The following is a 24,578-nucleotide window of genomic DNA, read 5'->3' on the forward strand; positions in this document are numbered from 1 at the left end:
GCTGCGGCGATTCATCGCTAAAATCGGTCTAATTTCCATCGAAATCGGCCTGGGACAGGGTCGGGCAGCAACAACAGGCGGACATACCACATGGCGTTGAATTTGATGATGTCAGAGCACGAGGACCTCAAGCCCCGGATCACCGTATTCGGCGTCGGGGGCGCGGGCGGGAACGCGGTCAACAACATGATCGAGCAGCAGCTCGAGGGCGTGGAGTTCGTGGTCGCGAATACCGACGCTCAGGCGCTGCAGCAGTCCAAGTCGCAGGCCCGGGTCCAGATGGGCACCAAGGTCACCGAGGGGCTGGGCGCAGGCGCGCGTCCCACGGTGGGCGCGGCCGCGGCCGAAGAGAGCATCGAGGCGATCGTCGATCACCTTGCCGGTGCGCATATGTGCTTCATCACCGCCGGCATGGGCGGTGGCACCGGCACCGGCGCGGCGCCGATCATCGCGCAGGCCGCGCGCGAGCTTGGCGTGCTGACCGTTGGCGTCGTGACCAAGCCCTTCCAGTTCGAAGGCTCCAAGCGGATGCGTCAGGCCGAGCAGGGCCTCGAGGAGCTCCAGAAGGTCGTCGACACGCTGATCATCATTCCGAACCAGAACCTGTTCCGTCTGGCCAACGAGAAAACCACCTTCACCGAAGCCTTCTCGATGGCCGACGACGTTCTGTATCAGGGCGTGAAAGGCGTGACCGACCTGATGGTCCGCCCGGGCCTCATCAACCTCGACTTCGCCGACGTGCGCGCGGTGATGGACGAGATGGGCAAGGCAATGATGGGCACCGGCGAAGCCACCGGCGAGGATCGCGCGGTTCAGGCGGCCGAGAAGGCGATCGCGAACCCGCTGCTCGACGAGATCTCGCTCAAGGGCGCGAAAGGCGTGCTGATCAACATCACCGGCGGCTACGACCTGACGCTGTTCGAACTCGACGAGGCGGCGAACCGGATCCGCGAAGAGGTCGACCCGGACGCAAACATCATCGTGGGTTCGACGCTGGATCCCGAGATGGAAGGCGCGATGCGCGTCTCCGTCGTCGCGACCGGCATCGACGCGCTGGCGAGCCCGGCGGAAATCCCGGTGCCGCGCCGCTCGCTGGCCGAGCCGCTGAAGCCCGCGGAAACCGCAGCCGAGGCCACCATCGAGCATGCGCCCGCCGCAGCCGCCGCTCCGGCGCCGCAACCGGCACCGCAGCCTGCGCCGCAGCACGCGCCGGCCGCTCAGGCAGCCCCGCAGCCTGCGCCGCAACCCCAGCAGACCGCGCAAGAGCGGACCCTGTTCGATGCGCCCGCGGCGCGCGCCACGATGGATCAGCCGCGCGCCCACGAGGCCGCCGACGATCTGCCGCCGCCGGCCTACCGTCCGCAGCCTGCGCCCACGCAGGACCTGCATGTCGAAGACGGCGCGCATGACTATGTCGCACCGCGTCCGCGTCAACCCGGCACCCCTTCGCCGGAGGCGCTGCGTCGCCTCGAGGCGGCGGTGAACAAGACCCCGTCGAACGCGCCCGCGCAGCGTCCGATGGCTGCGACTCGCCCCGCAGCGCAGCAGCAGCCGCAGCCGCAGGCAGAGCGTCCGCGTTTCGGGATCAACTCGCTGATCAACCGCATGACCGGTCACGGCCATGGCGAGCAGGGCCACGCGCCGCAGCAGCACGCTCCGCAGCAGCCTGCGCCGCAGCCCCAGCAGCAGCGTCCGCAGACAGCTCAGCCGCGCGCGGAAGCCTATGATGACGAGCAATCCGACGATCAGGATCGCATCGAGATCCCGGCATTCCTGCGTCGTCAGGCGAATTAATCGGTCACAAAGACTTCACGAAACATCGAAAAGGGCCTGCGCGAGCGGGCCCTTTTCTATTGGAGAACAAAGGTTTACGTCCTCATACGCGGTGTTCCGCCAGATCACGGTCGCAATGTTTCAGGCCGTTACAAAGAGTGAATTGTTAACCGCGCCCTCTCTGACTAACTGATGCTGCGGCTCCCGAACCCGTGTGTTCGTTGATCGCCAGAGAAAAAAGTTGTGAGGTCTTTCGTGCAGACGACGCTTGCCAAATCCGTGGCCTTTTCCGGCGTTGGGCTCCATTCGGGCGCCCCGGTCGAGATGCATGTGCATCCGGCGCCGTCGGGCCATGGCATCGTGTTCCGTCGCACCGATGTGTCCGGCGTGAACCCCCGCGTACCCGCCTTGTGGAGCAACGTGCCGAGCGCGACGCTCTGCACGCTGATCGAAAACGAGGATGGCGTCCAGGTCTCGACGATCGAGCATCTGATGGCGGCACTCGTCGGTTCGGGCATTCACAATGCGCTGATCTCGCTCGACGGGCCTGAAGTGCCGATCCTCGATGGCTCTTCGGCCCCGTTCGTCGCCGAGTTCTGCGAAGCCGGTCTGCGGCACCTCGCCGCGGAACTGCGCGCGATCCGCATCCTCAAGCCAGTCGAAGTGCGCAACGGCAAGGCCGTCGCGCGGCTCGAACCGGCCGCCAGCCTCGAGATCGATTTCGCGATCGACTTCACCGACGCCGCCATCGGCCGTCAGAGCAAGCGTCTCAAGATGGCCAACGGCGCCTTCGTGCGCGAGCTGATGGACAGCCGCACCTTCTGCCGCCTCGCCGATGTCGATGCGATGCGCGAGAAGGGGCTGAGCCTCGGCGGCACCTTCGAGAATGCCGTGGTCGTCGATGGCGACAAGGTTCTGAGCCCCGGCGGTTTGCGTCACGCGGACGAACCAGTGCGCCACAAGATGCTCGACGCGCTTGGCGATCTCGCGCTCGCGGGCGCGCCGATCCTCGGTCGTTATCGCGGCAACCGCGCGGGTCACGCGATGACGAACCAGCTTCTGCGGGCGCTGTTTGCGCGCCCCGATGCGTGGTGCTGGGAAACCTGCTCGCCCGCACAGGCTTACAGCCTGCCCGGAGCTGGTGTATGCTCGGCAGCGGCACTGGCATCGGCCTGAACGCATCGCGGCCCGGTCACGGGTTCGCGGGCATCGGGAAAAGGGGCATCAAAACCCGCAAAGGCATTTTGCGCCCCGGATTTTTCTGTGCTAGGACATGCCGAACGGCCTCCGAACCGGGGCAGTGATTGACGGGTCCGGGGCCTTTCTCCGGCAACGAAAGAGGGATGGGGCAGGGCATGGCGCGCGGCAAATTAGCGGCAGCGAAACTCGGGGCTCTTGGTCTTGTTATGGCGCTTTCCGCCTGCGGTCCTGATCCGAACAAAGCACCGAACCTCGAAAACTTCACGGCCAAGCAAATCTACGAGCGCGGCGAATACGAGCTCGAGGTCGGCAATCCGCGGCGTCCCAACACCGCGCTGAAATATTTCTCCGAGGTCGAGCGGCTTTACCCCTATTCGCAGTGGGCCAAGCGCGCCTTGATCATGGAAGCCTATGCTCAGCACAAGGCGAAGAATTACGAAGAAGCCCGCGCCTCGGCGCAGCGATTCCTCGACACCTATCCGGGTGACGAAGACGCGGCCTATGCGCAGTATCTTCTGGCGCTCAGCTATTACGATCAGATCGACGAGGTCGGTCGCGATCAGGGCCTGACCTTCCAGGCGCTGCAGGCGCTGCGCGACGTGATCGAGAAATACCCCGATTCCGAATATGCCCAGTCGGCTATGCTGAAATTCGACCTGGCCTTCGATCACCTCGCCGGCAAGGAGATGGAGATCGGGCGCTACTACCTCAAGCGCGGTAACTATACGGCGGCGATCAACCGCTTCCGCGTTGTGGTGGAACAGTTCCAGACGACGACCCACACGCCCGAGGCGCTGGAACGTCTGGTGGAGGCCTATCTCGCGCTCGGCATCACCGATCAGGCGCAGACCGCCGCGGCGATCCTCGGCCACAACTTCCAGTCCTCGCCCTTCTATCAGGACGCGTACAACCTGCTGCAAAGGCGTGGGTTGAAGCCCGAGGCGAAGGGCGACGGGTGGCTGTCCAGCGTGTATCGACAGGTGATTCAGGGCAAGTGGCTCTGATCTGGGCCCTCATGGTCTGACATGCTTCATTCGCTGGATATCCGCGACATTCTGATTATCGAGAGGCTCGAGCTGGACTTCGGTCCCGGCCTCAACGTGCTGACCGGCGAGACCGGGGCGGGCAAGTCGATCCTGCTCGATTGCCTGGGCTTCGTCCTTGGCTGGCGCGGGCGCGCGGAACTCGTGCGTCGGGGCGCCGATCAGGGCGAGGTGACAGCGGTGTTCGAACTGCCCTCCGATCACCCCGCGCGCGACGTGCTGGCCGAGGCCGGTATTCCCGTGACTGACGAGTTGATCCTGCGTCGGGTGAATGCGCGCGACGGGCGCAAGACCGCGTGGATCAACGACCGCCGGGCGAGCGGCGACGTGCTGCGGCAAGTCTCTGCCTCGCTGGTGGAACTGCACGGTCAATCCGACGATGGCGGCTTGTTGAACGAACGCGGCCACCGCGCGCTGCTCGATGCCTTCGCGGGCCATTCCGAGCTGCTGGAGGCTACCCGCTCCGCCTGGAAAGCGCGCGCAGCTGCGGCGCGCAAGCTTGAGGCGGCGCGTAGCTCACTTGCGGCCGTGAAAGAGGAAGAGGAATTCCTGCGCCACGCCGTGAAGGAATTCGACTCGCTCGATCCCAAGCCCGGAGAGGAAGCCGAACTCGACGGTCAGCGCCGCCTGATGCAGGGCGCCGCAAAAATCCGCGAAGATGTGTCCCGCGCCTTTGCCGCTCTGGGCCCGGAAGGGGCGGAGGGGATGATGCGTGACGCCGATCGCTGGCTGCAGGGCGCTGCGGACCGGGCCGAAGGGCGCCTCGACGCGCCGCTGGAGGCCTTGGAGCGCGCGTTCCTCGAATTGGGCGAGGCAGCCCAAGGCGTGGAGACCGCGCTTGATGCGCTCGATTTCGACCCGCATGCCTTGGAGGCCTGCGAGGAACGTCTGTTCGCGATCCGCGGTTTGGCCCGCAAGCATGGCGTGCTGGCCGATGAACTGGCCGATTTCGCCGAAGGCCTGCGCGAGAAGCTTGCTGCGCTGGACGCGGGCGAGGAGGGGATCGGTGCGCTAGAAGCCGACCTCGCGAAAGCCGGTGCAACCTATGACAAGGCCGCCGTGGCCCTGTCGCTGGCGCGCGCCGAGGCTGCGGGGCAGCTCGATGCCGCGATGGCGGGCGAGTTGGCTCCGCTGAAGATGGACCGCGCCGTGTTCGAGACGCGCCTGTCCGAGGGCGAGCCCGGGCCGGAAGGCATCGATACCGTGCGCTTCACCGTCGCCACCAACCCCGGCGCGCCGGCGGGCCCGCTCAACAAGATCGCCTCGGGGGGCGAATTGTCGCGCTTCCTGCTGGCGCTGAAAGTCGTGCTCGCGCGCGGCACCGATACGCTGACCCTGATCTTTGACGAGATCGACCGCGGCGTGGGCGGAGCCACCGCCGATGCCGTGGGGCGCCGCCTCGCAAAGCTGGCCGAAGGGGCGCAAGTCCTCGTCGTCACCCACTCTCCGCAGGTCGCCGCCCGTGGCGCCACCCATTTCCGCGTCGCGAAATCGGTGACTGACGGCATGACCACGTCCGAGGTCCGCGCGCTGGCCACAGCAGAGCGCACCGACGAGATCGCCCGGATGATCGCCGGTGCAGAAGTCACCGACGCCGCGAAGGCTGCGGCGCTGGACCTGCTGAAGGGGTAGGGGAGCGCCGCTTCCGCTCACTCCAAGTCTATCGGATATTCGGTCGGAGCGAGGCTTACCCCGCCTCCACGACGAACTGCGCGGCGACGATTTGCCAGCCATTCGGCGTCAGTTCCAGCGTTGCGGCCAGCGTGCAGCCGATGCGGCCGGCATCGGCGCCGTTCTCGGTGATGATCCCGGTCAGGACGAAGCGCTGCAGTACGACCGCTGCCTCGGCGCCGACAGGGCGCGATTTGGCCTTGCCGGTCACCAGCCGCGCGCGCGAGAAGGCGCCGGCGAGTTCGCCTGCGAACAACTCCGCGATCTGGGTGCGACCGGAGGCGACTCCACCCGTCAGCGAGATGAAATCGGCATCTTCCGCGAAGAATCCCGCAAGCGCCTGCGCATCGCGCGCGCCCCAGGCTTTTGCGAAGGCGCGGGGCAGCGCGTCCGGGGTCTCGAAGCTCATTCGTCCTGCTCCACCAGTTTACCGGGATTGAGAATGTTCTGCGGGTCGAGCGCGCGTTTGATCTGGCCCATCACGTCCCAGCCCGCGCCATGCTCGTCGCGCATGTAGCCCGTCTTGCCCATGCCGATGCCGTGCTCGCCAGTGACGGTGCCCTGCATCTCGAGCGCGCGTTCGGCCATCTTCGCGGCCACTTTCTTTGCGCGTTTGAACTCGTCCTTATCCTCGGGATCGAGCAGCAGGACAGAGTGGAAATTCCCGTCGCCGACATGGCCCACAACGGGACCGATCAGCCCGGCCTCGATGATGTCGCGCTTGGTCGCGGCCACGGCCTCTGCCAGCCGCGAGATCGGCACGCAGATATCGGTCACCAGTCCCATGCAGCCGGGGCGATGCGCGATCGTGGCGGGGTAGGCGCCGTGACGCATCTTCCACAGCTTATTGCGGTCCTCGGTCGTCGTCGCCCATTGGAAATCTGCGCCGCCCATCTCGGCCACGACTTCGCCGAACCGCTCGGAGGCCTCGGCCACACCGCTTTCCGAGCCGTGAAACTCGATCATCAGATGCGGTTTCGCGGGGAAATCGGTGCCGTTGGCCTCGTTGAAGATCTGCGCGGTGAGGTCGTCGACGAATTCGATCCGCGCCATCGGGATGCCCATCTGGATCGTCATCTGCACCGTCTCGACCGCCGCTTCCAGCGTATCGAAGGCGCAGACCGCAGAGGAGATAGCCTCGGGCTGGCCATGCAGGCGCAACGTCAATTCGGTGATGATTCCGAGCGTGCCTTCCGAACCCAGCATCAGCGCGGTCAGGTCATATCCGGCGGAGGATTTCTTCGCGCGGCTGCCGGTCCGGATGATGCGCCCGTCGGCCAGCACCACTTCCAGCGCCGCCACATTTTCGCGCATCGAGCCATAGCCCACCGTCGTCGTCCCGCTCGCCCGGGTCGCCGCCATGCCGCCAAGCGAGGCATTCGCGCCCGGATCGACCGGGAAGAACAGCCCCGTCGCGCGCAGATCCTCGTTCAGCGCCACGCGAGTCACGCCGGGCTGGACGCGGACCTGCATATCCTCGGCCAGAACCTCCACCACTCGGTCCATCTTCATCAGGTCAAGGCTGACCCCGCCGCGCACCGGCACGGCGTGTCCCTCCAGCGAGGTGCCCGTGCCGTAGGGCGTGATCGGCACGTCATGCGCGGCGCAGATCTTCACGATCTGGCTGACCTCTTCGGTGCTGGTCGGATAAGCCACGGCATCGGGGGGTGAGAAGGGAAACCACGTCTCGTTGCGGCCATGTTGGTCGCGCGCGCCTTTCGAGGTATCGAGCCGGTCGCCCAGCAAAGTTTCGAGTTCCGCCAGCGCCTCTGCCAGTGCCATGCAACGCCTCCCATGTCTTGCTGCCAAAGGTTTAGGCTCAGCCGCGCGGGAGTGAAAGGGTTTCAGCGGATTGTCGGCGGTTTTTGTCTCGGATCAAGGATTTGTCGCGAATCTTTGCCTAGGCAGCAGCGTGCAGGTCTCGCAGACTTGCAGTGCAGGAAAAAGAAGGAGCGCGCCAATGATGTTCGAGAGCCGGAAATGGGACGAGATCGAGGTCGGCCAGTCAGCCGAATTGAAGCGGCTATGCACTGCCGACGATTTCTACGTTTTCGCCGCCGCCTCCGGCAATCACAACCCGGTCCATCTCGAAGACGAGGATGGCGATGGCGATGGCCAGAAGGAGGCCTACGCGCCGGGCATGTTCGTGGCCTCTCTGATCACCGCCGTGCTGGGCAACCTGCTGCCGGGGCCGGGGACGCTCTACCGCGCGCAAAGCCTGCGCTTCCATGATCACGCGATGGCGGGTCAAGAGCTCTGCGCCCGCGTCGAGGTTCTCGAGAAGCTGCCCGGCGAGCTGCTGCGGATGAAGACGGAAGTGCGCCGTGTGGGCGATGACGCGCTGATCGTCGAGGGCGAGGCCGAGGTCCATGCCCCGCAGAAACACCTGAAATTCGATGCGCTCGAAGTGCCCGGCCTGATCTCGCAGCGCCATCGCCATTTCGAGAAACTGCTGGAGAAGGCCGAGCCGCTGCCCGATCTGGTCACCGCCGTCGTCTGCCCCGAAGAGCCGGTGTCGCTCGACGGTGCGCTCCTCGCCGCCGAGCATCACCTTATCGAGCCGCTGCTGATCGGCCATCCCGAAAAGATCATGTCGGTCGCGAAAGAGCTCGGCCGCGACGTGACCAAGTTCGAGATCCTGCCCGCCGAGACCGCCCGCGATGCCGCGCGCATGGCGGTGCAGCTGGTCAACGAGGGGCGCGCCGGCGCGGTGATGAAGGGCCATCTGCATACCGATGCGCTCTTGAAGCCGATGCTCGACAAGAATACCGGGCTGCGGATCGGCAAGCGCTTCACCCATGTCTTCGTCATGGATGTGCCGGGCGTTGTGCATCCGCTGATCGTTACCGATGCCGCGATCAATATCGCGCCGGATCTCGAGACCAAGGTGCATATCGTGCAAAACGCGATCGACGTGGCGATCTCGATCGGGATCGAGGTGCCGAAAGTGGGCGTGCTGTCTGCAGTCGAGACCGTGACGCCCGCGATCCCGTCGTCCCTCGATGCGGCGCTGCTGTCGAAAATGGCCGAACGTGGGCAGATAATCGGCGGCGAGGTCGATGGCCCGCTCGCGATGGACAATGCCGTCGATCTGGCCGCCGCGCGCACGAAGGGCATCCGTTCCGCCGTGGCGGGCCGGGCCGAGGTGCTGGTCGCACCCGGGATCGACTCCGCGAATATGCTGGCCAAGCAGCTCGCTTACATCTCCCACGCGGAAGGGGCGGGGCTGATGCTGGGCGCGAAGGTGCCGGTGATCCTGAACTCGCGCTCCGATAGCGGGATGGCGCGGCTGGCCTCTGCCGCCGTGGCCTCGATCCACTACCACCGCACCTGCGGGGGCCGCGCATGAGCACCCGTGCGATCCTGACACTGAACTCCGGCTCGTCCTCGCTGAAGCTGGGGCTGTTCTCGGAAGACCTCGAGACGCTCGCGCTTGGCCATGTCGACCGGATCGGACGGCGCGAGGCGGCGATGAAACTCGGCGGACCCGATGGATCGCCACTGCCGCTGCCCGCCTCCGCGCCAGATGACTTCGTCACCAATGCGGCGGCGCTACACACTGCGCTTGCGGCCTTCCAGTCGGCCTTTCCCGGGCTGGAAGTGATCGCGGTCGGCCACCGGATCGTGCATGGCGGGATCGACCACGCCGCGCCGGAACCCCTGTCCGAGCCGCTCATGGCGGAATTGGCCAAGCTCGCCCCGTTCGCGCCGCTGCACCAGCCACATAACCTCGCCGGTGTCCGTGCCGCGGTCGATACCTTCCCCGGCACGCCGCAGGTCGCCTGCTACGACACCGCCTTTCATCGCGGCCATCCCTTCGTCAGCGACACATTCGCGCTGCCGCGCCGCTATTACGAGCAGGGGGTGCGCCGCTACGGCTTCCACGGGCTGAGCTATGATTTCATCAATGGCGAACTGACGCGGACCGAGCCCGAGTTGCACAAGGGGCGGATGATCGTGGCGCATTTAGGCTCGGGTGCGTCGATGTGCGCGATCGAGAACGGCCAGTCCGTCGCCTCGACAATGGGGTTCTCCGCGCTGGAAGGCCTGCCGATGGGCACACGCCCGGGCGAACTGGACCCCGGCATCCTGCTCTACATGATGGATCAGGAGGGGATGAGCCCGTCCGAGATTTCGACGCTGCTCTACAAGGAATCGGGCCTATTGGGCATGTCCGGCATTTCCAACGACATGCGCACGCTCGAGGCCTCGGACGATCCCAAGGCAAAAGAGGCGATCGACTATTTCTGCTTCCGCATCAAGCGTCAGATCGGCGCGATGGCGGCGGCGATGGGCGGCTTGGACGGGATCGTCTTTACCGGCGGGATCGGGGAGAACTCGGCGCGCGTGCGCGCGCAGGCCTGCGGGGGGCTGGGCTTCCTCGGGGTCGCGGTCAATGCCGACGCCAATGCCGAAAATGCGCGCGAGATCGGGGCGGGCGCGGTTCGGGTTCTCGTGATCCCGACCAACGAGGAAATCGTCATCGCGCGGGCGGCGAAGGCGGTACTCGACCTTTAGACGACGGCGCATGCGGCCCCTGCGGGACGCTCCGCGGGGGATATTTAGACCAATACGAAAGAGGGGACCCAGCTTTTCGGCTTGGTAAAAATATCCCCGCCGGAGGCATCCCCGGCATACTGTGCGCGCAGCCTCAGATCGGCGCGCAGGCGGTTTGCAGCCACGCCTTGGCGCCCTCGCTGACCTTGGGCCCGATACGCTCCAGAACCTCGGCGTGATAGGCGTTGAGCCAGTCGCGCTCCTCGGGGCCGAGCAGATCGATGTCGATCAGGCGGCGGTCGATCGGCACCCAGGTCAGCGTCGAGAAAGAGAGCTGGTCGCGGTTGTCGCCCTTGGCCTCGGCCTCTTCGGTGAGGATCAGGTTCTCGATCCGGATGCCGAATGCGCCTTCGCGGTAATAGCCCGGTTCGTTCGACAGGATCATTCCGGGTTCGAGCGGCAGGGTCGAGACGCGCGAGATCCGCGCGGGGCCTTCGTGCACGCAAAGCGCAGCGCCGACGCCGTGGCCTGTGCCGTGATCGTAATCCCAGCCCTCGGCCCACAGGGGCGCACGGGCGAGCGCATCGAGATGGGCCCCCGCCACGCTGCGCGGGAAGCGCGTACGCGACAGTGCGATCATGCCCTGCAACACCCGGGTGAAGGGACGTTTGGCGTCTTCCGGTACATCGCCCACGGCGACGGTGCGGGTGATGTCGGTGGTGCCGTCGACATATTGCCCGCCCGAATCCACCAGCAGCAACTCACCCGGTTTCACGGGGCGGTTGGTGTCCTCGTTCACGCGGTAATGGACGATCGCGCCATTGCCGCCCGCGCCGCAGATCGTCTCGAAGGAGATGTCGAGCAGCGCATTGGTATCGCGGCGGAAGCCCTCGAGGGCGGTGACCACGTCGATCTCGGTCAGCTGGCCTTTCGGGGCCTCCGCGTCGAGCCAGCTGAGGAATTCGACCATCGCGGTGGCGTCGCGCAGATGGGCGGCTTCCATGCCCGCGATTTCGGCTGCGTTCTTGCGCGCTTTCGGCAGAATGCAGGGATCGCGCGCCTCAACGATCTTGGTGTCGTGATCGGCCAGCAGCAGAGAGACAGCGAGCGGCGCGCTGTCGGGGTCGACCAGCACCGGGCCTTCGATCGCTTCCAGCGCGGCGGTCAGGCTGTCGGGCGGCAGGATCGAGACCCCGTCGCCCAGATGGGCGCGCAGATCGGCGTCGAATTTCGCGTCATCGGCGAAGAGCTTCACCGTGCCGTCGTCGAAGAGTACCGCGAAGGACTGAACCACCGGGTTGCGGGGGATATCCGCGCCGCGAATGTTCAGCAGCCAGCAGATCGAATCCGGCAGGGTGAGCACGGCGGCCGCGATATCCTCTTCGCGCAGGTCTTCGGCCAGACGCGTGCGTTTCTCCGCCGCAGTCTCGCCTGCGAATTCCGCCGGATGGATGCGGGCGGGCTCGGCGGGCGGGGCAGGGCGGTCGTCCCAGACGCGGTCCACGAGGTTCTCGCTCTCGATCAGCGCGATGCCGGTGCCTTCAAGCCCCTCGCGGATCTTCGCGATCTCGGATTTGGTGTGCAGCCACGGGTCGAAGCCGATCTTGGCGCCTGCATGGGCGTTTTCCGTCAACCAGTCGGCTGGTTTCACCTCGGGCCAGCTCACCGGCGTGAAGTGGTCGAGCGAGACCTCGGCGCGTACCTGCACCCGGTAGCGGCCATCGACGAAGACGCCTGCGATCTCGGGCAGCGCGATGCAGAAGCCCGCCGAGCCGGTGAAGCCGGTCAGCCAAGCCAGACGCGCATCGCAAGGCGCGACGTATTCGCCCTGATGTGCGTCGGCCCGAGGAATGATGAAGCCGTCGAGCCCGGCGGCTGACATGGCTTCGCGCAGCGCCGCCAGCCGGGGCGGGCCCAGTTCGGGGCGCGATTGCACCGAGAAATCCTGAAACATCAGATAGCCTTCTTGATCCCGAGGAAGCGGGCGCGGGCCCGCGGATCGCTGTCGAAGAGGGAGGCGAGCTGTTCGGTCATGGCGCCCGCCAGTTGCTCCACATCGGTGATCGTCACCGCGTGCTGGTAATAGCGCGTCACGTCATGGCCGATGCCGATGGCGATCAGCTCCACCGCGCGGCGGCGCTCCACCATGGCGATCACGTCGCGCAGGTGTTTCTCCAGATAGATCGCGGGGTTCACCGACAGCGTCGAGTCGTCCACCGGTGCACCGTCCGAGATCACCATCAGGATCTTGCGCTGCTCGGTCCGGGCGAGCATCCGGCGATGCGCCCATTCCAGCGCCTCGCCGTCGATGTTCTCCTTCAGCAGACCTTCCTTCATCATCAGGCCCAGATTGGCCCGCGTCCGGCGCATCGGCGCATCGGCCCGCTTGTAGATGATGTGGCGCAGGTCGTTGAGGCGTCCGGGGCTTTGCGGGCGGCCATCTGCAAGCCATTTCTCGCGCGATTGCCCGCCTTTCCAGGCGCGGGTGGTGAAGCCGAGGATCTCGACCTTCACGTCGCAGCGCTCCAGCGTGCGGGCGAGCACGTCGGCGCAGATCGCCGCGATCGAGATCGGGCGACCGCGCATCGAGCCGGAATTATCCAGCAGTAGCGTCACCACGGTGTCGCGGAACTCGGTGTCCTTCTCGACCTTGAAGCTGAGCGGCGTGGTCGGGTTCGCGACGACACGGGCCAGGCGGCCCGCATCGAGCATACCTTCCTCGCGGTCGAATTCCCACGCACGGTTCTGCTGCGCCTGCAGGCGGCGCTGCAGCTTGTTGGCGAGCCGCGAGACAGCCCCTTTCAGCGGGTCCAGCTGCTGATCGAGATAGAGGCGCAGACGCTCCAGCTCGGCCGGTTCGGCCAAGTCCTCGGCGGCGATCTCCTCGTCGAATTCGGTCGTGTAGACCACGTAATTCGGGTCGGCCTGCGAATGCGGCGGGGGCGGCGGCGGTTCCAGCGGCGCATCGGCCTGCGGCATATCCATCTCGTCGCTCATTTCCTGATCGGCGAGATCGTCGGAGCTGACGGAGGTCTGGGTCTGGTCGTCCTGCGCTTCCTGGCTGGATTCGGGCGAGGCCTCGGCGTCGTCGTCTTCCTGCTCGTCGCGGGCCTGCTCTTCGCCCTGTTCCTCGTCGGCGTTCTCTTCCTGCTCGTCCTCGGCGTCGTCGCCCATCTCCTCGTCGGGATCGTCGCCCAACTGATCGGCATAACCGAGATCGGCGATCACCTTGCGGGTGAGGCGCGCAAAGGCGGCCTGATCGGCAAGGACGTGTTTGACGTTTTCCAGATCGTCGCCCGCCGATTGCTCGATGAAGGGGCGCCACAGATCGAGCACGTTATCCGCGCCGGGCGGCAATTTCCGGCCGGTTGCCAGTTCGCGCACGAAATACCCCGCGGCGACCGAGAGCGGCGCTTCCTCGGGAGCGCGAATCTGGGCGTAGCCCTTGCGCTCTGCCTCATGGGCGATCTTGGCGTCGATATTCGACAGGGTGCCCGGCATGTCGCGCGCGCCCAGCGCCTCACAGCGCGCGGTCTCCATTGCCTCGTAGATCGCGCTCGCCAACTCGCCCGACGGGGCGTAACGGCTGTCGATCTTGGCGTCGTGGTGACGGCGGCGCATCGCCATCGCATCGGCCGTGCCGCGCGCCAGCAGAACCTCGTCGCGGCTCATCCGGCGCGAAACCTGCGGCAGGCGTATCGTATCGGCGGTCATTCCCGAAGGATCGACCGTGTAGCTCACCGTCATGTCGGGCGCGTCGGCCATCGTCTTGGTGGCTTCGGCCAGCGCCTTTTTGAAGGGATCCGCGGGGTTGTCGGAAGGCTTGCTCATGGCCTCAGATAAAGCACCGCGCGCGCCGACCCGCAAGAGCCGATCGCGTAAGCGGGCGATGCGGCGCAGACGGGCAGCGCCGCCGGCGCGGTTCCCGCATTTGACGCGCGACACTCGTTCGCATCCGCACATAACTCCCGGTTGGAAGCGGGCGATTACGTCTTAGGTTAACTCGCAACACGGACAGCACGTCTCCCCCCCGTGGCCCTTCCTCACCCGAGGGCCTTCCCGTGCGACATACCGGAAAGGAGTTCGACATGAGCGAGACCCTGAATATCGGCCTTATCGTCGGCACGACCCGCGAAGGTCGCTTCGCCGACCGCGCGCTCGAATGGTTCGAGACCAAGATCGCTGCGCGCGACGACATGCGCTACGAGGTTCTGGATCTGCGCGAAGCCGCGCTGCCCTTCTTCGACGAGGCAGGCCCGCCCGCCGCGAAACCCGTGACCAGCGAGAACGCGCGCGCTTGGGGCGAAAAGCTCAAGGAATTCGACGGGTTCATCGTGGTGACGGCGGAGTATAACCACTCAATTCCCGCGACGATCAAGAACGCTTTCGACTACGCGTTCGAGGGCTGGCGCCGCAAGCCGCTGGGCACCGCCGGCTATGGCGGCGTGGGCGCGGCCCGCGCGGTCGAGCATCTGCGCCTCGTCGCGATCAATTTCGGCATGGTCCCCGTCGCGGGTGCGGTCAGCATTGGCGGTGCTGATTTCGTGAAGGCCTCGCAGGGCACGCCGATCGCGGAACTGGGCGACCATCTCGACGGTCCGGCGAAAACGCTGCTCGACGACATGGCCTTCTGGGGTCAGGCGGCGAAACTTGCCAAGAGCGAAGCAGAAAACCGTCAGGCCGCGTGATCCGACCCCGCCTGTTTTTCGTAGTTAGTTGAGTAACGAGTACCAGCCCGGCCTTTGTGCCGGGCTTTTTTGCGCTGCTCCTCGCGAAGAGGTCGCAGCGCGAGCGGTTACTGGAAAAGCCCCGAGCAGATCATCGGCATCCAGTCCGCGCGCAGCGTACTCAGCGGGAAGGCGCGACGATCCTGCGAGCCTTTCGCCTCCTGCCCGCGCCGTGTCATGACGTAATCCCCATTGAGCAGGTTGACGTCGCAGGTGCCGGTATTCTCGTTATCGATCCGGTCGTAGAAGCTGTAGCTGTAGCCCGAGACGACAAAACCACCATTGCGCCACGCGATGGAATAGGTGCTCTCCCACGGGTTGCGCCCGATGCCGATCTGCTCGGAATGCAGCCTGAACGCGCCGTTGGGAAGCGGCTCGAGAGATGGCGTCTGGCCGCCTGCCTGACCGGAGAAGACAACCCGCTCGACCGTCATCTCGCGCTTCAGTCCGAAGGTCGGATCGCCGAGATAGACCACCAGATCGGCTGCATCCGCACCGTTCTGCACCAGCATCGCCGCATCCTGCGTGCCGTCGCCGTTCCAATCGCCGGTGAGCGCCGCGAAAATCTCGCCATCCTTGGGCGCCTCCTGGGCTGCCGCCGCGAAGGGCAGCAGCGCCGCGAGAAGCACGCCCCGGATCGCGAGGCGCGGCATCACGAGGCGATGGCCGCCGCCGATTCCGGCAGCTCCTCGTCGAAGAGGCGCTGGTAGAACTCGGCCACGGTCTGACGCTCCAGCTCGTCGCACTTGTTGAGGAAGCTCAGGCGGAACGCGTAGCCGATATTGTCGAAGATGCGCGCGTTCTGGGCCCAGGCGATCACCGTGCGCGGCGACATCACCGTCGAGAGATCGCCATTCATGAAGGCGGTCCGCGTCAGGTCTGCCACGGTCACCATCTGGCTGATCACCTTGCGGCCCTCGGCCGTGTTGTATTGCGGGTTCTTCGACAGAACGATAGCGACTTCGGCGTCGTGGCTGAGATAGTTCAGCGTCGAGACCAGCGACCAGCGGTCCATCTGGCCCTGGTTGATCTGCTGGGTGCCGTGGTAGAGGCCCGTCGTGTCGCCCAGACCCACCGTGTTCGAGGTCGCGAACAAACGGAAATAGGGGTTCGGCGTGATCACTTCGTTCTGGTCGAGCAGCGTCAGCTTGCCGTCGGCTTCCAGCACCCGCTGGATCACGAACATCACGTCGGCGCGGCCCGCATCATATTCGTCGAAGACGATCGCGGTCGGGTTGCGCAGCGCCCAGGGCAGGATTCCCTCGTGGAACACCGTCACCTGCTTGCCATCGACCAGCTTGATCGCATCCTTGCCGATCAGGTCGATCCGGCTGACGTGGCTGTCGAGGTTGACGCGCACACAGGGCCAGTTCAGGCGGGCGGCGACCTGTTCGATATGGGTCGATTTCCCGGTGCCGTGATAACCCTGGATCATCACGCGGCGATTATAGGCAAAGCCTGCGAGGATCGCCATCGTGGTGTCGGGGTCGAATTTGTAGGTGGAGTCGATCTCCGGCACGCGGTCGGTGCGCTCTGCAAACCCTTTGACCTTCATGTCGGAATCGAGGCCGAACACCTCGCGCAGGTCGATTTCTTCGGTGGGCTTGGCGGTCTGGTCGAGCATCGCGGACGTCCTTTCGTGGTTGGGTCGATTTGTGAACCATCGCGCGCAGGCGTGCAAGGGGGCGATCGTGCGCGATGCGCGGGGCTTTTATCGGCCCGTTCCCGCCAGTGTGGCTTGGAGTGAGTTGACCCGGACCCGGCATCCGCTAGAAAGACGCGAAAGCTTGAGGTGCATCATGCAGCATTACGAATACAAGGTCATCCCGGCGCCCGCGCGCGGCGACAAGGAGCGCGGCTTGAAATCCGGCGCCGACCGTTTCGCCCATGCGCTTTCCGGCGTGATGAACGAGATGGCGGCGCGCGGCTGGGAATACCTGCGCGCAGAGACCCTGCCTGCGGAAGAGCGCACCGGCCTGACGGGTAAGTCCACGGTCTATCACAACCTGCTGGTCTTCCGCCGCCCGACCAGCGCCGATCCGACGCAGGCGATCGGTGCACATCCCGACCCCGAGGCTGCGGCGAATGACGAGGACGCGCCCGAGGCCAAGCGCCGCGCGCTTCTCGCCGATGCGCCCGAGGGCCGTGCGCCGAAACTGCGCGCCAGCCGCGACGGGTCGTCAGGCGACGGGGACTGACCGTTACGGACAGGGCGAAGGTAGGGCGGCTTGGAACCGGACCAATCCACCCGAAACGTGCCGCGCGCCCGCACCGGCGCGCCAGTCGCGTTGCCGTCGCGACGCTCCTTGCTCGCCCTTGATCCGCGCAATTAGCGGCCCCATTTCCGCCCGACCCCCTTTCAACATCCGTCATTTCCAGTAGACTGCGTGACCCGACTCGGAGGCAGGCCCAAATGCCGCCCCGAAGTGGCATTCGGGCAGCAGGCAAGAGGCAAGCATGAGCAACAGCGATCCTTTCGGCTTCAACATTTCGGCCGCGGCGGACAAGAAGCGCCGCTCGCGTGGCAGACGCGGCATGTCGGGGGCTTTCGAGACCTCGACCCGGATCTGCGACAAGGAAGGCTGCAACGAGCCGGGCAAGTACCGTGCGCCGAAAAGCCCGAAAATCCTCGACGACTACTACTGGTTCTGCAAGGACCACGTCCGCGAGTACAATCTGAACTGGAATTATTTCCAGGGTCAGTCCGAGGAGGAATTCCAGGCTTTCCTGGACAATGCGACCGTCTGGGAGCGGCCCACGAAGCCCTTCAGCAAGGCCAAGGAAGAGGCGGGCTGGGCGCGTCACGGCATCTCGGACCCGCATGAGATCCTCGGCGACAACGCCACGAAGAACCCGGGCCGGACGATGGGGCGCAAGCTGCCGCCGACCGAACGCCGCGCGCTCGACATTCTCGAGGCGAAGGACTCGATGTCCAAGGCCGAGATCCGCAAGTGCTACAAGGCGCTGATCAAGGTGCTGCACCCGGATATGAACGGTGGCGACCGCTCGCAGGAAGAGATGCTTCAGGAAGTCGTCTGGGCCTGGGACCAGCTGAAGGACAGTCGCAACTTCAAGTGACGGCAGGGGGGCTCTGCCCCCTCGCGCTGCGCGCGTCCCCCGGTATATTTTCGCAAACCCGAGGCAAAGAGGCGCGCTCAAATCCTCGGGCTTGCCGAAATATCCCGGGGTGAATGCCGCAGGCAGAGGGGCTGCGCCCCTCGCACCCGTTGCCATCGCGCGCCCTTCCCATTCCGTGCCCCCGCCCCATCTCTAGGGGAGGAGGTGCTTCATGAACCCGTTTCCGAGTATGCCCGCCGCTCTGGCGCTCGCCCTGACGATCCCCGTCCTCTCGAGCCTCGGCCTTGCGCCCCTCGCCACGCCTGCCGCCGCGCAGAACGTGGGCGAGAAGCCGATAAGCCGCGATCTTCCTTTCGTCCTCAAGCCGGTGGCGCTGCTGGAAAACCCATGGGCGATCGCGCCCTTGCCCGACGGATCGGTGCTGGTGACCGGCAAGGCGGGCAAGATGTGGCATGTCACGGGCGGCGGGGCGCAGGCGGTGGCCGGCATGCCGGAGGTGCAATATAGCGGCCAGAACGGGCTGCTCGATGTTGCGGTGCCGCCCGATTTCGCTGAGACGCGCGAGGTCTATATCACCTATGTCGCGCCGGATAACGCGCTGCATCTGGCGCGTGGGGTGCTGGATGGCACCCAGCTCACGCAGCTGAAGACGATCTGGCAGCAGACGCCGGGCGGGCGTGGCCAGCCGGGCGGGATCGTCGCCTTCGGGCCCGACGGAATGGTTTATCTCACGGTCGGCGACCGGATGCAGCCCGACACCGCGCAGGACCCGGGCAACCCGCGCGGCAAAATCCTGCGCCTGACCCGCGAAGGTCAGCCCGCGCCCGGCAATCCCGATGAAGGGGCGGGCGGTGTGCGCGCCGAGACGTGGACTGAAGGGCACCGCAACCAATACGGCCTCGCTTTCACGCCGGACGGCAAGCTCTGGGAGCACGAGATGGGCCCGCGTGGCGGCGACGAGCTGAACCTGATCGAGAAGGGCAGGAATTACGGTTGGAACGCGGTCTCGAACGGCCGACACTATTCCGGCCAGCCGATCCCGGATCACGACACCCGGCCCGAATTCGCTGCGCCGAAGCTCTGGTGGACGCCGGTGATAGCGCCGGCAGGGCTTGCGGTCTATCAGGGTCGCGACTTTCCCGACTGGCAAGGCGATATGCTGATCGGCGGGCTCGCCGGGCAGGGGCTGGCACTGGTGGCGGGCGACGGCTCGGACCAGATCGCGCGCTGGAACCTGCAGATGCGCGTGCGCGACGTGGCCGTGGGGCCCAATGGCGAGGTCTGGATCATCGAGGACGCGGGCGAGGGCGCTGTCTACCGGCTGATGCCGAAATGAGCTTGCCCGGCGCTTGACCGAAAACGGCGGTACGCGCATCCGAGCGCGGTGCGGCCGGAATTGGCGAAGGTCGGGCAGGGGTGCCCGGCCTTTCCGTTTGCGGGCTTATATTCGGCCCAGCCGAGGCGCGATCTTATTCTCGCCCCGGCGCATCGCCAGATCGAAGCACCAGACGATGCCGCCGCACAGGGAGATACCCACGAGCACGCGTTCCGATTGGCTTGCCTCGGACTATTCGCGGTGGATCTGGAACGGCGCCCAGCTCTGGCTCACCGGCATGATCTCGATCGAGTTGATGTTCACATGCGCGGGCAGGGTGGCGACCCAGTAGATGCTCTCGGCGATATCCTCGGGCTGCAGCGGATTGGCCCCGGCATAGAGCTTGTCATAGGCTGCCTTGTCGCCGCCGGTGCGCACGAGGGTGAATTCGCTCTCCGACAGGCCCGGCTCGATCGAGGTCACGCGCACGCCAGTGCCCGACAGGTCCGAGCGCAGCCCAAGCGAGAACTGCTGCACGAAGGCTTTCGTGCCGCCATAGACATTGCCGCCCGGATAGGGCCAGTTCGCCGCGATCGAGGCGAGGTTCACGATCAGCCCGCGGCGCGCGATCAGCCGATCCAGCGTGAGCCGCGTCATCACCGCGAGCCCGGTGATATTGGTGTCGATCATCGCGCGCCAGTCATCCAGATCGCAGTCCTGCGCAGGCGCGGTGCCGCGCGCGAGGCCCGCATTGTTGATCAGCGCGTCGATCTGCGCGAAACCTTCGGGCAGGCTTTCGAGCGCTGCACGCGTCGCCGCCTCGTCGCGAATGTCGAAGCACATAGGGTGCGCCACCTCCGGTCCGCCGAGGGCCTCGACCAGCGCGTCGAGCCGTTCCTGACGGCGCCCGGTCACGATGACCTTCCAGCCCTCATGGGCGAAACGGCGGGCGATTGCGTCGCCGAACCCTGCGGTGGCTCCGGTGATGAGGGCGGTCTTGGTCATGAAGGGGCCTTCCTGTCTTGCTGCCTGTCGGGCCACGCGTCTCGGCGCGGCGGTCGCGGCCCGCTTGTGTTCGTGGTCTGCCGGTGCGACAGGGCCAGTCGGGAATTTCCCATGGGGCCAGTCCTGCGCGCCTGCTCGGCGGTTGCCGCGGCACGATAGGGGCAGGGGGCCGGAACTGCAATTTCACGGGCGCGTGACCGCATCCCTGTCGCCCGCGTCCCGGCAATCAGCTCTCGGGTTGAAGCACCTTCGCAAAACCGGTGCGCACGACCTCGCGGATCACGTCGGCGAAGACCGGCGGAATGCGCGCGCTGCGCCGGGTCACCAGCCCGATCGAGCGCATCACCCGCCCGCGCCGGAACGGCACGAGGGCGATATCCCGTCCGGCCTGCTCGACCTCCGAATGGGCATAGAGCGCGGGCAGGAGCGTGATGCCCATATTCATCGCCACCATCTGGCGCAGCGCATCGAGACTGCTGCCCTCGTAATCCTGCCGCAGGGTGGTTTTCATCTCGCGCGCCAGCTCGACAAGCTGGGCATGCAGCGAAAATCCGTTCGACAGAACGAGCAGCGTTTCGCCCGCGAGATCGGCATCCTCGACGTTTGTCTTCTCCGCGAGGCGATGATCCCTGGCGACGGCAAGCTGGAGGGGTTCGCGGAACAGGCGGGTGACGGTGAAATCCGACGAGAGCACCGGCAGTTGCGTCAGGACCAGATCGAGGCGGCCCGCGCGCAGATCGTCGAGCAGGGCGCTCGGCTGCCCGTCGCGGATGAACAGGCGCAGCTCGGGGTGCTCGGCGTGGAGCCGTCGCACCACGCTCGGCAGCAGATAGGGCCCGAATGTCGCCGATGCCCCGAGCCGATAGGTCCCGGCAAGGCCCGCGCGTGTATGTTCGGCAAGGCCCGCAAGGGCTGCGACCTCGTCGAGAATGGCGTCGATCCGCGCGCGCACCTCGCGCCCGGCAGCCGTCAGCACCGCGCCGCTGCGTCCGCGTTCGACGAGGGCCGCACCGAGCGTGTCCTCGAGATTGACGATCTGCTGGCTCAGCGAGGGCTGACTCACGCCGACACGCTCGGCCGCTTTGCGGAAGTTCCCGGCATCCGCGAGGGCGCGGAAATATTCGAGTTGGCGCAGGGTCGGCAGGCGCGGCTTATCCATAGGAATTTCCGATCATAACTTCAGGATACTTAGGATTGAGCTTACCAGCCCGCAACCCCAACTCTGATCTGTCGAGGGGGCCTTGAGGGAGCGCGAATGACGGAGGCGGCGGATAGTGTCCCCCCGCAGTCTCCCCGCGAGGATCTCCCCTCGGCACGAGTGAATCCAAATCTTTACAGGAGTTTAGAGATGAGCCTTTCGGATCGGACCCATGCCGCCATCGCGGCCCGTATCGCAGCCCTGCGGGCGCGGCATCGCGACCTCGATGCGCGTGTGGAGCAGGAGCAGAAACGGGCCTGGCGCGACATGAGTGTTCTGCAACGGCTCAAGCGGCGTCGCCTGCGTCTGAAGGACGAGCTGGGCCGCTACGAGGAGCTGCTGCGTACGCTCGCGCGTCGGCGTCTGCCCGGCTGATATCGTTTTTCTCCAGTCCCGGCGCGCGCGTGACGGGGCCCTTTTCGCGAAAGGAATTCACATGGCATCCCGAACCGACCCGTTCCTCCCCTACCGTTTTCTCAAGAGCGCGGAGATTTCCGAGCTGGAAGAGGCGCTGTGTCACAGGCATATCAGGCGCGCCCCGGTCGCGCGCGCAACATGTTCCGAGGCGTGGTTCGATCTCTTCGATGACCCGTGCGAACGGGACGCAGAGGTCAGAGGGCGTGCCCTGCGCTGATCGCTTCATGCTATCATCCGGCTCGGGATGCGGCGGTTGCCGCGTGGTCGCTTGAGCGTGGAAAGGTAGGGAAGCTGCATGGCTCTTTGGATATTCGCCATCCTCGCCATCGGGCTTTTCGGCCTTTTCGCGAGGCGGCGTCTCGATCGGCGCGCCGACCGCGCAGAGATGGCGCGACTGAGCGCATCGCAGCCTGTCGATCCGCCGCGCTTCTCTGCCGATATGGTCGCCGGTCTTCCAGAGCCCGCGCGGCGATTTTTCACCTTCGCCATCGCGGAGGGGACGCCGCTTTACACCGTCGCACGGCTGGAGATGCACGGACAGTTCGGCATGGGTGACAAATCCGCGCCGGGCTACATGCCGATGCGCGCCACGCAGGTGCTCGCCGCGCCGCACGGCTTTGTCTGGACAATGTCGGGCGGCTCCGGTGGAATGCGCCTCAGCGGCTCCGACAGCGACAAATGGACCCGGTTCTGGGTCGCCGGGTTCGCCCCCGTGGCCCGGTTCGGCGGCAACCCGGATCACAAACGCTCCGCCTTCGGTCGCTACGTGGCCGAGGCAGTGTTCTGGACGCCCGCGGCAGTGCTGCCGGGCCCGAATGTGACCTGGGAGCCGGTCTCGAGGAACATCGCCCGGATGACGATGCGGCATGACGGGTTGGAGCAGGCGGTCGACCTCACCGTCGCCGAGAGTGGCCGGCCGGAGCAGGTCTGCTTCCAGCGCTGGAGCAATGCGAACCCGCAAAAGCGTTACCGCCTTCAGCCCTTCGGCGGCTATCTCTCGGAGTTCCGTAATGTCGACGGGTTCCGATTGCCGACCCATGTGGAAGCGGGGAACAACTTCGAAACCGAGGACTATTTCCCCTTCTTCCTCGTCGATGTGACCGAAATCCGCTTTCCCAAGTGATTGTGTCTGCCTGTGCCACATCGCCTCATGGCCGTGCCTCACCGGGGACCACTTCAGTCACGGCGCCCGCGCGCGTGAACATCTTCTCGCGCTTCCACCAGACGACCAACGCGGCGACGCCCACCAGCATCCACGTGTCCCAAGGCTGCGCATCCGGCCAGAACGGATTGATGAGTTGCCAGTGAAACAGCATCGGCAGCAGCAGGCTGCCACGCGCCGCGTTGAAAATCGGCGTGACCAGAACCGCGAGGGTGATATTGCCGATGAAGAAGGGCAGGTAGCTCCACTGCGCGAAGACCACGCCGGCGAGGTAGAAGGCGGGCAGGTGCCAGATGCCCCAGATCGCGCCGATCAGCACGCCGGCCCAGAACGGGGCGACATGGCGCTGCAAGAGCGGTTGTGCGACGCCGCGCCAGCCGAACTCCTCGATAGGTCCGAGAAGCAGCATCATGAACATCACGCTGACCGTCGCGCCCACGCCCTCGGGCGGCATCGGCGCAAGCAGGGGCCCGCCCTTGATCAGTGAGCCCGCCATGAAGACGAGCGGGATCACGAGCAGGATGAAGCCCCAACACGAGACCGGGCAGTGCCAGATCAGAAGGCGCGACAGGAACCGGCGCAAGCCGCCAAGCCCGGCAGAGAACAAGACCACCGTGAACCCTGCGATTGCCGGAGCCCAGGTTGCGAGGAAGAAAAGTGGGTGGGAGCCGCTGATCTGGCCGAACCGCGCGGTCATTTCCGCGGACAAGAAGATGTAGCTGCCGATCACGCCCCAGGTGATCGCGAAGGTCAGCGCGAGAAAGGCGAGCAAGGCGCGCGCGGTGGCGTGCAGGGGCAGGTCTTCGGGTGCGACTGGCATTTGGCTGACCATGGATGTGTGTTCAGGGGCCGCCCGACCATCGTCATTTTCCGCGCCGAAATCCTTGTTCTGGGTCAAGCGCATCGCGCCAACGATGACCCGGCGCGTCCTACGGCGCCATGAACCGCCGCCGCGCCTCGACCGCGATGTTGTAGCGCTGTTCCAGATCGGCGATCAGCGCCATAGCGACGCGTTTGGCCTCGTCTCCCTCCGCCTCCCGGTAGCTTTGCTTGGCCGCCTCCAGCAGCTTCTTGAGTTTGAACTCCTCGGGCAGCGCGCCGGCTTCGGCCATGATCCGGGCGGCCACGGCGGTCGCCATGTCGGTAAATGCCTCGCCCGAGCGATCCGGGAGCGGCTTGCCCTCGCCGGAAAGCCCGCTCAACTGGCCCTCCGCAAGGGCCTTCTGGATTTGCCGCTCGACGAGGCGGTTCAGGGATTGGCTCATGCCGCGTTCCTACCGTTTCCGAGCACCGCGGGAGGCGCGGTACCCTCGCGAGCATAGCCCACTTCTGGCGATGCCAACACTCAGACTTCCGTGCGAAACCTGTGACAGGGCGGCGCGCGGGCTCAGGCTAGTCGCGCGAATTGCGGCAGTTCCCAAAGCCCGTCCGCGACCGCCGCGCCGACCTGCAACTCGCACGCATAGCTGCGACTAAGGGTCGGCGTTCATCG

23 protein-coding genes are annotated in these 24,578 nt (G+C 65.9%); 13 read left to right on the plus strand and 10 right to left on the minus strand.

Annotated elements, in window-relative coordinates:
• The first annotated feature begins 90 nt into the window (after positions 1–90).
• The 4 genes from ftsZ to recN all read left to right on the plus strand — a co-directional run bounded on the left by ftsZ (position 91) and on the right by recN (position 5,648).
• A complete protein-coding gene (gene ftsZ / locus B6V73_RS07240) occupies positions 91–1,794 on the plus strand; it encodes a cell division protein FtsZ (protein ID WP_088724887.1) in 1,704 nt (567 codons plus the stop codon).
• A 234-nt stretch (positions 1,795–2,028) separates the two neighbouring features.
• The gene (gene lpxC / locus B6V73_RS07245) at positions 2,029–2,949 is read left to right on the plus strand and encodes a UDP-3-O-acyl-N-acetylglucosamine deacetylase (protein WP_088720215.1); all 921 of its coding nucleotides are present in this window, start codon (positions 2,029–2,031) and stop codon (positions 2,947–2,949) included.
• Between the two features lie 179 nt (positions 2,950–3,128).
• Entirely contained in the window at positions 3,129–3,977 is an 849-nt protein-coding gene (locus B6V73_RS07250) for an outer membrane protein assembly factor BamD (RefSeq protein ID WP_075775738.1), read from the plus strand.
• A gap of 21 nt (positions 3,978–3,998) precedes the next feature.
• Entirely contained in the window at positions 3,999–5,648 is a 1,650-nt protein-coding gene (gene recN, locus B6V73_RS07255) for a DNA repair protein RecN (RefSeq protein WP_088724888.1), read from the plus strand.
• Between the two features lie 55 nt (positions 5,649–5,703).
• Here recN and B6V73_RS07260 read toward each other — a convergent pair whose 3' ends face one another.
• Both B6V73_RS07260 and B6V73_RS07265 read right to left on the minus strand, forming a co-directional pair.
• Entirely contained in the window at positions 5,704–6,096 is a 393-nt protein-coding gene (locus tag B6V73_RS07260; protein WP_075775597.1) for an SgcJ/EcaC family oxidoreductase, read from the minus strand.
• Complete coding sequence (locus tag B6V73_RS07265; RefSeq protein ID WP_088724889.1) at positions 6,093–7,469, minus strand: FAD-linked oxidase C-terminal domain-containing protein; 1,377 nt, start codon at positions 7,467–7,469, stop codon at positions 6,093–6,095. The genes B6V73_RS07260 and B6V73_RS07265 overlap by 4 nt, the downstream gene beginning before the upstream one ends.
• Before the next feature lie 178 nt (positions 7,470–7,647).
• Between B6V73_RS07265 and B6V73_RS07270 the strand changes: the two genes are divergently transcribed.
• Together B6V73_RS07270 and B6V73_RS07275 are read left to right on the plus strand one after the other, a co-directional pair.
• Positions 7,648–9,036 (plus strand): bifunctional enoyl-CoA hydratase/phosphate acetyltransferase, encoded by a 1,389-nt coding sequence (locus B6V73_RS07270; RefSeq protein ID WP_088724890.1) that lies wholly within the window; start codon positions 7,648–7,650, stop codon positions 9,034–9,036.
• Positions 9,033–10,205 (plus strand): acetate/propionate family kinase, encoded by a 1,173-nt coding sequence (locus tag B6V73_RS07275; RefSeq protein WP_088724891.1) that lies wholly within the window; start codon positions 9,033–9,035, stop codon positions 10,203–10,205. Before B6V73_RS07270 ends, B6V73_RS07275 begins: the two co-directional genes overlap by 4 nt.
• A gap of 133 nt (positions 10,206–10,338) precedes the next feature.
• Here B6V73_RS07275 and B6V73_RS07280 read toward each other — a convergent pair whose 3' ends face one another.
• Positions 10,339–12,138: an aminopeptidase P family protein gene (locus tag B6V73_RS07280; RefSeq protein ID WP_088724892.1), complete on the minus strand. Its 1,800-nt coding sequence runs from the start codon at positions 12,136–12,138 to the stop codon at positions 10,339–10,341.
• Positions 12,138–14,015: a cobaltochelatase subunit CobT gene (cobT, locus tag B6V73_RS07285; protein ID WP_088724893.1), complete on the minus strand. Its 1,878-nt coding sequence runs from the start codon at positions 14,013–14,015 to the stop codon at positions 12,138–12,140. The genes B6V73_RS07280 and cobT overlap by 1 nt, the downstream gene beginning before the upstream one ends.
• A 257-nt stretch (positions 14,016–14,272) precedes the next feature.
• Here cobT and B6V73_RS07290 point away from each other — a divergent pair, with 257 nt between their 5' ends.
• On the plus strand, positions 14,273–14,872 hold the full coding sequence (locus B6V73_RS07290; RefSeq protein ID WP_088724894.1) for an NAD(P)H-dependent oxidoreductase: 600 nt from the start codon (positions 14,273–14,275) through the stop codon (positions 14,870–14,872).
• 107 nt (positions 14,873–14,979) lie between these two features.
• Here B6V73_RS07290 and B6V73_RS07295 read toward each other — a convergent pair whose 3' ends face one another.
• Both B6V73_RS07295 and cobS read right to left on the minus strand, forming a co-directional pair.
• Complete coding sequence (locus B6V73_RS07295) at positions 14,980–15,567, minus strand: hypothetical protein (RefSeq protein ID WP_168174874.1); 588 nt, start codon at positions 15,565–15,567, stop codon at positions 14,980–14,982.
• Positions 15,564–16,535, minus strand: a complete 972-nt coding sequence (gene cobS, locus B6V73_RS07300) for a cobaltochelatase subunit CobS (RefSeq protein ID WP_075775590.1) — start codon at positions 16,533–16,535, stop codon at positions 15,564–15,566. The genes B6V73_RS07295 and cobS overlap by 4 nt, the downstream gene beginning before the upstream one ends.
• Positions 16,536–16,710: 175 nt before the next feature.
• Here cobS and B6V73_RS07305 point away from each other — a divergent pair, with 175 nt between their 5' ends.
• From B6V73_RS07305 to B6V73_RS07315, 3 genes are all read left to right on the plus strand, one after another.
• Positions 16,711–17,109, plus strand: a complete 399-nt coding sequence (locus B6V73_RS07305) for a DUF4177 domain-containing protein (RefSeq protein ID WP_088724895.1) — start codon at positions 16,711–16,713, stop codon at positions 17,107–17,109.
• A gap of 259 nt (positions 17,110–17,368) precedes the next feature.
• Positions 17,369–17,989: a DnaJ domain-containing protein gene (locus B6V73_RS07310; RefSeq protein WP_075775588.1), complete on the plus strand. Its 621-nt coding sequence runs from the start codon at positions 17,369–17,371 to the stop codon at positions 17,987–17,989.
• A 211-nt stretch (positions 17,990–18,200) separates the two neighbouring features.
• Entirely contained in the window at positions 18,201–19,325 is a 1,125-nt protein-coding gene (locus B6V73_RS07315; protein WP_206185568.1) for a PQQ-dependent sugar dehydrogenase, read from the plus strand.
• Positions 19,326–19,556: 231 nt separating this feature from the next.
• On the opposite strand, the gene B6V73_RS07320 is transcribed toward B6V73_RS07315, so the two are convergent.
• On the minus strand, positions 19,557–20,309 hold the full coding sequence (locus tag B6V73_RS07320) for an SDR family oxidoreductase (RefSeq protein ID WP_088724896.1): 753 nt from the start codon (positions 20,307–20,309) through the stop codon (positions 19,557–19,559).
• A 226-nt stretch (positions 20,310–20,535) separates the two neighbouring features.
• Positions 20,536–21,468, minus strand: a complete 933-nt coding sequence (locus B6V73_RS07325) for a hydrogen peroxide-inducible genes activator (protein ID WP_088724897.1) — start codon at positions 21,466–21,468, stop codon at positions 20,536–20,538.
• A gap of 189 nt (positions 21,469–21,657) precedes the next feature.
• On the opposite strand from B6V73_RS07325, the gene B6V73_RS07330 reads away from it, so the two are divergent.
• The 3 genes from B6V73_RS07330 (at position 21,658) to B6V73_RS07340 (ending at position 23,047) form a co-directional block, all read left to right on the plus strand.
• On the plus strand, positions 21,658–21,882 hold the full coding sequence (locus B6V73_RS07330; protein WP_168174875.1) for a DUF465 domain-containing protein: 225 nt from the start codon (positions 21,658–21,660) through the stop codon (positions 21,880–21,882).
• A 61-nt stretch (positions 21,883–21,943) separates the two neighbouring features.
• Positions 21,944–22,141, plus strand: a complete 198-nt coding sequence (locus B6V73_RS20755; RefSeq protein WP_088720228.1) for a hypothetical protein — start codon at positions 21,944–21,946, stop codon at positions 22,139–22,141.
• A gap of 78 nt (positions 22,142–22,219) precedes the next feature.
• Positions 22,220–23,047, plus strand: coding sequence for a DUF6544 family protein (locus tag B6V73_RS07340; RefSeq protein ID WP_088724899.1), 828 nt, complete (start codon positions 22,220–22,222; stop codon positions 23,045–23,047).
• Positions 23,048–23,072: 25 nt separating this feature from the next.
• On the opposite strand, the gene B6V73_RS07345 is transcribed toward B6V73_RS07340, so the two are convergent.
• Positions 23,073–23,984, minus strand: a complete 912-nt coding sequence (locus tag B6V73_RS07345; protein WP_240504113.1) for a CPBP family intramembrane glutamic endopeptidase — start codon at positions 23,982–23,984, stop codon at positions 23,073–23,075.
• Positions 23,985–24,015: 31 nt separating this feature from the next.
• On the minus strand, positions 24,016–24,351 hold the full coding sequence (locus B6V73_RS07350) for a DUF1992 domain-containing protein (protein WP_088720231.1): 336 nt from the start codon (positions 24,349–24,351) through the stop codon (positions 24,016–24,018).
• Between the last annotated feature and the right edge of the window lie 227 nt (positions 24,352–24,578).

Source organism: Thioclava sp. JM3 (genome assembly GCF_002213185.1).
Taxonomy (GTDB): domain Bacteria; phylum Pseudomonadota; class Alphaproteobacteria; order Rhodobacterales; family Rhodobacteraceae; genus Thioclava; species Thioclava nitratireducens.